This is a genomic window from Paracoccus sp. (in: a-proteobacteria) (assembly GCF_046462195.1).
Classification (GTDB): Bacteria; Pseudomonadota; Alphaproteobacteria; order Rhodobacterales; family Rhodobacteraceae; genus Paracoccus.
Genome location: NZ_JBKGUN010000218.1, coordinates 1 through 9630, shown reverse-complemented (window position 1 = coordinate 9630; position 9630 = coordinate 1). Strand labels below are relative to the sequence as shown.

The following is a 9630-nucleotide window of genomic DNA, read 5'->3' as shown; positions in this document are numbered from 1 at the left end:
TCATCGCGCAGTAGAACGCCGCAAGAAGGAGCCAACCACACCAGCAATCGAAAGGGCATTCCCAAAGTTGAAAGTACTACTCTGCATGATCAGCACACAGATCCTAGGTGACCTGCTCAGAGCCCATCGCTACACCTGCGGCATTCCTACACGGGAAGAGGGGTGAGAGCATTTTTGATGCCGCTCGACGACCTTAGACAAAAAGGGACTACAATCCGGAACGATGAGAGCAGATCTCGTGCGCGCCGTGTGGTCAACCCTCTGCACCGCGTTCGGCTCGGTCTGGTTGCCGTCCACCGCCTCTGGGATCTGCTCACGCCGCGTGCCCAGTTCCTGTGCCCGGAGCGGTGACAGATACAGGACTAACCTTAGTGTTCTTCAGCCAGTACGCGTCATGGGAACCGTCTCATGAGCTTGGGAAACCCCATCAAGAAGCAGCCCTAGGTCTGAGGAATTGCGCACTCGACATCTCACTTTTTCGGATGCCGGCCTTCAATTCGACGTTTCAGTTTAAAATGTAACCTGCATGCAGCGTGTTTCAACCCTCGCTTCGGCTTGAAAACGGGAGTGCACTCCTTGTTCTTAGCGATAAGCCACGACCAGCAGGATGACCCCCAGGATCAAACGGTAGATGACGTAAGGAGTAAAGCTGACGCTTCGCAAAAGACGCATCATGAGCGCCAGGGCGCCCAGTGCCGCGATAAAGGACAGAACGGCCGCGATCGCTCCGTCGCGCGCGGCCTGTGCGTCGGCAGTGGCAATGACTTCACCGCCCAGAAGCACGCCTGAGGCGATGATGGTCGGGATCGACATCAGCATGGAGATCCGCGCGGCCTCATGGCGGTCATAGCCCAGGGCACGTGCCCCCGTGATGGTGGCGCCAGAGCGCGAGGTTCCCGGGATCAGGGCCGCGGCCTGCCACAAACCGAGGATGATCGCGTCCCGCAGGCCCCAGTCCCCTGCCTTTTTCGTTTCCTGCCCCTTCTGGTCCGCCCAGTAGAGCAGAATGCCGAAGCCGATCATCGTCCAACCGATCACCGCCACCGAGCGCATCAGTTCGACGGCACCCGTCAGCTTGAGGATCAACCCTGCCAGAATGACCGGCACCGTCGCCACGATCAGCGACCGGGCCAGCCGGGCACCCGGTGTATCGACCCGTCCCCGGGCGAGACGCCCCAGACCGACAAGCCCTTCAACCACGTCGCGCCAGAAGAAGGCCACGACGGCGAACAGCGTGCCGACATGCACCGCCACGTCGATGACCAGCCCCTGATCCTGCATTCCGGTCAGAAGCGGCAGCAGGATCAGGTGTCCTGATGAGGATACGGGGAGGAACTCGGTCACGCCCTGAATGAGCGCGACAAGGACAAGGTGGAGCAGGGTCATGCACAGTCTTTCGTGGTCTTCAAAGGGAGGGGCAGCATCCGCGGCGGGTCACGCTGCCGCAGGCTTGCGCCTTTCGGCAAGCACGGCCTGGAAATTCGACAACAGGATGATCCCGCCGCCCAGGAACACCCACAGGTCGATCGCTTCGCCATAGGCATAATAACCTACCACCGCAGCCATCGGCACGCGGAGGAAGTCGATGGGGATCAGGATGGAGGCATCGAGCCGCTTCAGCGCCTGCGCCTGACAGTAATGAGCGGCCAGCGCCCCGACGCCCGCCAGGACCATCCAGGGAACATCCGTGACATGAACAGGCCGCCAGTCCGTCAGCGCGGCAAGGAAGCCCAGGGGCAGCTGGATCAGGATCATCCAGATCACGATGGACGCGGGCGAACAGTGCTGCGTCAGGCGCTTGACCAGGATCAGCGACAGGCCGTATCCCGCTGCGGCGATCAGGACCAGCCCGGCGGCCGGATCGACCATTCCGATGCCCGGACGCACGATCACCAGCACGCCGATGAACCCGCCGGCCGTTGCCAGAAGGCGCGGACTGGTGAGCCGCTCGCGCAGCAGCAGCCAGGCGAACAGCGTCACCCAGATCGGCATCGTGAACTCCAGCGCGAAGACCGAGGCCAGTGGCAGAAGGACGACGCCGATCGTCCAGAAATACTGGGCGGTGAAGTGAATGATGTTGCGCAGGACGTGCATGCGCAGCTGTGCCATCTGCCGCACTTCGGGCCAGATGGCGCGGCCCACGGCCAGGATCACGACAAGGCCGACCAGCGCGCGGAAGAACAGCACCTGCCGGATCGAAAGGGTGGCAGCCATTTCCCGCGAACCCACGGACATGCCGATGAAGGACGTCATGCTGAACGCCATCCAGATCAAGCCCTGGCTGAACTGCGAACGCTGCGGAACGGGAATGGCAGCAGGACCGGGATTCATGATCGACCTTTCCGGGTGATGGCGGTGCACCCTATGGCATGGTTGGGGGATGACAACAACGCTCAGGCGTTGTCCAGGGGCGCCTGCACGTTCCGGCGCGCAAGTGCGCTGATCAGGTCGGTCCGCGTCACGATGCCGACGATCCGATCACCGACCAGGACGGGAACGGCATCGACCTCTCCATCGGCCATCAATGGCAGCAGCCCGCCGAGGGGCGTTTCCGGCGTGGCGCAGGGCACCGTAATCTGCATCAGCCGCGCAGCCTGCAGGTCGGGCGCCCCCTGCCCGATCAGATGGATCTGGAAGATGACTCCGAGGTAACGCTCCAGGATGTCGACCACGGGGATCGAGGTGAAACGGTGCTGCCTGAACAGGGCGGCAACTTCGTCGGCCGGCATCTGGGGCAGAACCGTCACAAGGTCCCGGGACATGATGTCGCCGGCCGTCAACGGGCCGGTGCGCTGAGCTGCGGCCTGAAGTTCGGCGGCTCCGACCAGACGGGCCAGATCCTCGGCGCCCAGGTTGAAGCTCTGACGATAGCGTTCCAGCAACGCGTTGAGCTGTGCCTCGGACAGCCCCAGGCGCGTTGTTGGCGATGGATCTGTTGTGCCGTTGACGTTGTCATCGTCCACCTGCCGCATCGGGTAATGCCGTCCAGTCAGGCGCGCATAGATCGCGGCGAGGAGCACCAGAAGGACCGTTCCCGTGGCAACGGGTGTCAGCGCAAACCTGAACCCCAGGTCAGAGATGATCTCGGGGTTCATCGCAGCCGTCATCGCGACCGCTCCGGCAGGGGGATGAAGCGCGCGGCACAGGATGGTCGCCGTGATCGCCAGTCCCACCGCCAGTGCAATGCGCAAGGCAGGGTCCTCCACCAGGAGGCAGGTGCCGACCCCGATCATGGCCGCAACGGTGTTTCCGACCACAGCGGCCCAAGGCTGCGCCAGCGGACTGTTCGGCACGGCGAACAACAGGACGGAACTGGCTCCGAAAGGGGCAATCAGGTAAAGGCCGAGTTGCGGATCCACCGATGGCGACAAGGCGAACAGGCCCGCAATGGCAAGACCTGCCAAGGCCCCTGCCCCGGCACGCATCGCCTCCGCCGGTGGCGTCGAAGCCACCGCAGGTCCCAAGGCACGCAAGGATCGCTGCAGGATCGAAGACATGGCTGTCCTCCTTTGAGTCGTTGCCTTGAATTTCATCATGCTGCTGCAAAGGCAAGCACGGGCGGAACCGTCGAAAATCGGACAAACGTGTGAAGCAGTTGACGCGTATGGTAGTATGGTGTAGCAAAGGAAGCAGGAGGAGCAGATCGATGAGCAGCCAGGTTCCCTTGCAGCCGATGCGTGTCAGCGTGGTGGAACAGCTTCACGCAAAGCTGCGCGCCGCGATCATCGACAATGCCCTGCCCCCCGGAACCCGCATGTCCGAGGCCGAGGTGGCGGTGCAGCACGGCATCAGCCGGCAGCCCGTCCGCGAAGCCTTTATCAAGCTTGCCAACGAGAACCTGCTGGAGATCCGCCCGCAGCGGGGCACCTATGTGGCCCGCATCTCGATCCCGGATGTCATGGATGCCCGCTTTGTCCGCGAAGCGGTGGAGGCCGACATCATCAAGCTGGTGGCCCGGTCACCCGACCCTGCCCTGATCGAGGATCTGCGCGCCCAGCTGAAAAGCCAGGAAACGCTGATCGGAGGCTCGGCCCGCGACTTCATGGAAGCTGACGAGGTGTTCCACCGGACCTTGGCCGAAGGCGCCGACAAGGGTCGCGCCTGGCGGGTCGTGGTCGAGATGAAGGCCCAGATGGACCGCGTGCGCTTTCTTTCCAGCATGCATTTTCCGGTGGATCGCCTGATCGAACAACATCAGGCAGTGGTCGATGCCATTGCCGCAGGAGATGCCGAAGGCGCAGAACGGGCATTGCGTCTGCACCTGCAAGGCATCCTGAAGGATCTGCCCGTCATCGAGCAGGAACGACCCGAATATTTTTCGTGACACCCGGCATGTCCGGTCAAAGCCCATCCTGGAGGAGGATTCCATGACATTTCCGAAGATCACCACGCTGGCGGCATCCTGCACCGTTGCCGTTCTACTGAGCAGCGCCGCTTTTGCACAGGAGGTCACGCTGAAGCTGGGCCACCTCGCGAACGAGGACAACATCTGGCACAAGGCCGTGGTCAAGTTCGCCGAAGAGGTGGACACCCTGACCGAAGGCCGCGTTGCTGTCGAGATCTATCCCAACGAGTCGCTCGGCAAGGAAATCGACCTGATCAACGGCATGCAGCTGGGCACGGCCGATATGACGATCACCGGTGAAAGCCTGCAGAACTGGGCGCCCACGGCCGCACTGCTGGCGCTGCCCTATGCCTATCAGTCGCTGGAGCACATGGACGAGGTCGCATCGGGCGAGATCGGCGACCAGATCGAGGCCGAGATCATCGAAAAGGCCGACATCCGCCCCTTGACCTATTTCGCCCGCGGCCCGCGCAACCTGTCCGCCAACCGCGAGATCACGACGCCGGCCGATCTGAACGGCTTCAAGCTGCGCGTCCCGAACGTGCCGCTGTTCGTGGCGGCATGGCAGGCCTTGGGTGCCAATCCGACGCCGATGGCCTTTTCGGAAGTGTTCACCTCGCTGCAAAACGGCACGATCGAGGGCCAGGAAAACCCACTGGCCTTGTTCAAATCGGGCGGCTTCTATGAAGTGCAGAAGGTCATCAACCGGACCGAGCATGTCCGTTCGTGGATCTATCTGACCATCTCGGAGCGCAGCTGGGGCCGTTTGTCGGAAGACGATCAGGCCGCACTGCTGGAGGCCGCCGAGCGCACCCAAACCTACGAGCGCGAACTGTTCCTGGCAGACGAGGAGGCGCTGGTTGCCGATCTGGAAAGCCAGGGCGTGAAATTCGTCGATGTCGATCAGGCTGCCTTTGCCGAAGCCGCGCGTGACGCCGTGATCGGTGCCGTCGCCGAAGAAATCCGCCCGCTGGCCGAGCAGATCTTCAACAAGTGATATCGGCTGGCTCTGCCCCTTGGGGCAGGGCCTTTCGGAGGGGTCGATGGACAAAGCATACAAGGGGTTGGAGGGGCTCTGCCGCCTCCTGATATTCGCGGCTTTCGTGGTGCTGATGGGGTCGGTCCTGTTGCAGGTCTTTTCCCGCACGTTCCTCAGCACTGCTCCGGTCTGGACCGAGGAACTGACCCGGTTCTGCCTGATCTTCATGGGCGCGCTGGGTGCGGGCCTTGCACTGCGCAGCGGTGACATGGTGAACGTGGACCTGTTGTGCGAAAGTATGCCGGGGCGCATCCCCTCGATCCTTCGCCTGTTGTCGGCTGTCATCACGGCGGGCTTTGCCCTCGCCCTTCTGCCGGCGGCCTGGGATTATACCATGATCGGATCGCGGCAGACTGCGCCCTCCCTGGGCTGGCGCATGGATTTCATCCATGCCTCGATGATCGTACTTTTCGTCGCCCTCGGGCTGTGGGCGCTGCTGCGCGTCTTCGAGATGCTGACCGGCCGCCATGACGGTCGCCCAATCCCCACGTCGGAGGATCTCTGATGGGTCTGACCCTGCTTCTCGGGACCTTTGTGCTGGGTCTCGTCATCGGGCTGCCGGTGGCCGTGACCCTGGGCCTGTCCTCGATGGCCTATCTGGTTTTTGCCGACATCCCGCTCGTGGTCATTCCGCAGAAGATGTATGCGGGCATGGACAGCTTCGTGCTGCTGTGCATCCCGGGCTTCATCCTGGCGGGCAACCTGATGAACTCGGGCGGCATCACCGAACGGATCGTCCGCTTTGCCAACGCGCTGGTCGGCTGGATGCGCGGCGGTCTGGCACAAGCCAACATCGCGGCATCGATGCTGTTCGGCGGCGTGTCCGGCACTGCGGTGGCGGATGTCGCCTCGGTCGGCGGGATGATGATCCCGGGCATGAAGAAGGTCGGTTATCCGGGCGCGTTTTCCGCCGCCGTGACGGCCGCCTCCTCGACCGTGGGTCCGATGATCCCGCCAAGCGTGCCGATGATCATCGTCGGATCGCTGTCTGGCCTGTCGGTGGGCAAGTTGTTTCTGGCGGGTGCGGTTCCGGGCCTGATGCTGGGCGGGGCCATGATGGTGGCAACGTATTTCATCGCCAGGAAGAACAATTTCCCGCGCGAACCGTGGAAGGGCGTGCGGGAACTGGTGTCGTCCTTCACGGGGGCCATCTGGGCCATCGCGATGACGGTGCTGATCGTCGGCGGACTGCTGATCGGCATCACCACGCCGACCGAAACGGCCGTCGTCGCCAGCCTTTATGCTGCCGCAGTCGGCCTGTTCATCTATCGCGAACTGCCGGTCCGGCGCATTCCCAAGATCATCATCGACAGCGCCATCAGCTCTGCCGGCATCCTGGTGCTGGTCGGCACGGCCAACGTATTCGGCTGGATCCTGGTGGCCGAGCGTATCCCGCAGATGCTGGCCGACGGCGTCCTGTCCGTCACGGACAACAAGTTCCTGGTGATCCTGCTGATCAACCTGCTGCTGCTGTTCGTCGGCATGTTCATGGAAACGATCGCGGCACTGATCATCCTGTTCGTCCCCCTGCAGGCACTGGCCGTGGCCGTGGGCATCGACCCGCTGCATTTCGCGTGCTTTGCCGTGCTGAACCTGATGATCGGCCTGACGACGCCCCCCGTCGGGGTCTGCCTGTTCGTGGCCTCCAACATCGCCCGCCTGCCGCTGTCGCCCGTGATCCGGGCCATCGCTCCTTATATCTTCACCAATATCATCGTTCTTCTGCTGGTCAGCTATGTCCCCGCGCTGTCGACCTGGCTGCCCAACACGCTGATGCCCTGAGGCCAAAATGACCGAGCAAACAAACACCCGCGTCGTCTGCCTGCATTCCCAGGACGATCTGAGACTGGAAACACGGCCCTCGGACCAGCCCGGTCCCGGCGAGGTACGCGTATCGGTGCTGGCCGGCGGTATCTGCGGATCGGACCTGCATTACTGGCTGGAAGGCGGCATCGGCACGATCCGGGTCCGCGAGCCCATCATCCTGGGTCACGAGGCCGCGGGCCGGATCGAGGTTCTGGGCGAAGGCGTCACGGGTCTGGAGGTCGGGCAACTGGTCGCCATGAACCCGTCGCACCCTTGCGGGGAATGCGAGTTCTGCCGGAAGGGTTTGCCGCGCCACTGCATGGCGATGAAGTTCAAGGGCTCGGCCATGTATCTGCCCCATCAGCAGGGCATGTTCCGCGACCGCATGATCATCGGCGCCGGCCAGTGCTTTGCCCTGCCCCATGGCATCGCCCCCGGCGCGGCCGCCTGCGCCGAACCGCTGGCCGTGTGCCTGCACGCCGCCAACCGGGGCGAAGCCATCGCAGGCAGCCTGCAGGGCAAGACGGTCATGGTAACCGGTGCCGGCCCCATCGGCGCCCTGTGCGTCGCGGTCGCGCGTCAGCGTGGTGCGGCACGGATCATCGTCACCGACATCCAGGACGCCACGCTGGAGGTTGCGACGCGCATGGGAGCTGATCACGCGGTCAATACCATGGCGCATCCCGAAGGGCTGGACCAATGGCGGGCCGGCAAGGGTCAGGTCGATCTGGTGTTCGAATGCTCGGCCGCCGCGCCCGCCATTCGCGACGCGGTCGAGTGCCTGCGCCCGCTTGGCACCTTGGTGCAGGTCGGTGTTGCCGGCCCCACGCCCCTGCCGCTGAACGTCATGGTGGGCAAGGAGATCCAGTTCATCGGCTCTCAGCGGTTTGACGTGGAATTCGCCGATGCGGTCGACCTGATCGGATCGGGTGCGATCGACCCTCTGCCCATGATCACCGCCACCTATCCGGTGACCGAGGCGCTTGACGCCTTTCGCGCGGCGACCGATCGGTCACGCTCGGTCAAGGTGCAAATCTCCTTTGCCGACGCGTAAGGCGCGGCAGTTCTGACGGAAAGACATACTCATGAGACAGACCTGGCGCTGGTTCGGTCCCAAGGACCTCGTATCCATCGATGACATGCTGCAAGCCGGCGTGGAGGGCGTGGTCACCGCGCTCCACCATATGCCGACCGGCGCGGTGTGGTCACCCGAGGACATCACGCAGCGTCAGGGCGAACTGGCCGTGATGAAGGATGGCGCGCCCTCGAACCTGAAATGGGAGGTCGTGGAAAGCCTGCCGGTGTCCGAGGACATCAAGCGGCAAAGCGGCGACTGGAAGCAGCACATCGAGAACTGGAAGATCTCGATGCGCAACCTGCGCGACGGCGGGATCAAGGTGATCTGCTACAACTTCATGCCCATCCTCGACTGGACCCGGACCGATCTGGCCTATCGCCTGGGGAATGGCGCCACCTGCATGCGCTATGATGCGCTGGATTTCGCGGCCTTTGATCTGTTCCTGCTGCGCCGGAAAGGGGTCGAGGATGATTACGACGCCGAGGTCACCGAAGCGGCCCGTGCCCGTTTTGCCGCCATGTCGGACGCCCGCAAGGACGAACTGGCCGGAAACGTGGTCTTCGGCCTGCCGGGCGCGGCCGAGCGCATGTCGATGGAAGATGTGAAGACGCATCTTGCGCGCTATGACGCAATCTCGCCCGACCGTCTTCGTCAGCACCTGATCGATTTTCTGGCCGAGGTCAGCCCGCTGGCGCAGGAGATCGGCATGCGGCTCTGCTGCCACCCGGACGATCCGCCGTTCCCGCTGCTGGGCCTGCCGCGCATCATGTCCACGGAGGCCGATTACAAGGCCGTCATGGATGCGGTCGACATTCCCGCCAACGGCATCACCCTGTGCACCGGCTCTCTGGGCGCGCGCGCGGACAATGACCTGCCAGGCATGATGCGCCGCCTTGGCGATCGCGTTCATTTCCTGCACCTGCGCAACGTGGCCTTGGAGGAAGCGCATCTGGGGGGTTCCTTCCACGAGGCGGCGCATCTGGAAGGCAACACCGACATGGTGGCCACGATCGCAGCCATCTTGGCGGAACAGGACCGGCGCCGCGCTGCGGGGCGTGCCGATTGGCAGATCCCCATGCGCCCCGACCATGGCCAGGACATTCTGGACGATCTCGGCCGCAAGGCTCAGCCGGGCTATCCTGCCATTGGGCGATTGAAGGGTTTGGCCGAACTGCGCGGCATCATGACTGCGCTGTCGCATCCGACCGTGCGGGTGACCGGCTAACCCCCTGACCGCTTAGGTCTTCAACAGGAATGCTGCCCTGCCTGGGCGGCATTTCACCTTTTTGCGCCGAGTGGAAAATATAAACAATTCGATCGGAGGGGCGGGAAGACGGCTCGTTTGTGGGCAGCAGGACTGTG

General features: G+C 63.4%; 9 protein-coding genes. 6 read left to right on the top strand and 3 right to left on the bottom strand.

Annotated elements, in window-relative coordinates; all coding sequences use genetic code 11:
* Positions 1–582: 582 nt before the first annotated feature.
* The 3 genes from ACLHHB_RS13615 to ACLHHB_RS13605 form a co-directional block, all read right to left on the bottom strand.
* Positions 583–1386 (bottom strand): undecaprenyl-diphosphate phosphatase, encoded by an 804-nt coding sequence (locus ACLHHB_RS13615; RefSeq protein WP_410218825.1) that lies wholly within the window; start codon positions 1384–1386, stop codon positions 583–585.
* 48 nt (positions 1387–1434) lie between these two features.
* A complete protein-coding gene (locus ACLHHB_RS13610; RefSeq protein WP_410218824.1) occupies positions 1435–2253 on the bottom strand; it encodes a DMT family transporter in 819 nt (272 codons plus the stop codon).
* Between the two features lie 140 nt (positions 2254–2393).
* The gene (locus ACLHHB_RS13605) at positions 2394–3497 is read right to left on the bottom strand and encodes an HPP family protein (RefSeq protein WP_410218823.1); all 1104 of its coding nucleotides are present in this window, start codon (positions 3495–3497) and stop codon (positions 2394–2396) included.
* Between the two features lie 149 nt (positions 3498–3646).
* Between ACLHHB_RS13605 and ACLHHB_RS13600 the strand changes: the two genes are divergently transcribed.
* Genes ACLHHB_RS13600 through uxuA form a run of 6 tightly spaced genes read left to right on the top strand, consistent with a single transcriptional unit; the run spans position 3647 to position 9493 of the window.
* Entirely contained in the window at positions 3647–4324 is a 678-nt protein-coding gene (locus ACLHHB_RS13600; protein WP_410218822.1) for a GntR family transcriptional regulator, read from the top strand.
* Between the two features lie 43 nt (positions 4325–4367).
* Positions 4368–5342 carry a TRAP transporter substrate-binding protein gene (locus tag ACLHHB_RS13595; RefSeq protein WP_410218821.1) on the top strand — a complete coding sequence of 325 codons (975 nt, stop codon included), beginning with the start codon at positions 4368–4370 and terminating at the stop codon, positions 5340–5342.
* Positions 5343–5388: 46 nt separating this feature from the next.
* Positions 5389–5889 (top strand): TRAP transporter small permease, encoded by a 501-nt coding sequence (locus tag ACLHHB_RS13590; protein ID WP_410218820.1) that lies wholly within the window; start codon positions 5389–5391, stop codon positions 5887–5889.
* Complete coding sequence (locus tag ACLHHB_RS13585; protein WP_410218819.1) at positions 5889–7166, top strand: TRAP transporter large permease; 1278 nt, start codon at positions 5889–5891, stop codon at positions 7164–7166. The genes ACLHHB_RS13590 and ACLHHB_RS13585 overlap by 1 nt, the downstream gene beginning before the upstream one ends.
* Before the next feature lie 7 nt (positions 7167–7173).
* The gene (locus ACLHHB_RS13580) at positions 7174–8244 is read left to right on the top strand and encodes an L-idonate 5-dehydrogenase (RefSeq protein WP_410218818.1); all 1071 of its coding nucleotides are present in this window, start codon (positions 7174–7176) and stop codon (positions 8242–8244) included.
* A 31-nt stretch (positions 8245–8275) separates the two neighbouring features.
* Positions 8276–9493, top strand: coding sequence for a mannonate dehydratase (uxuA, locus tag ACLHHB_RS13575; protein WP_410218817.1), 1218 nt, complete (start codon positions 8276–8278; stop codon positions 9491–9493).
* The last annotated feature ends 137 nt before the right edge of the window (positions 9494–9630 follow it).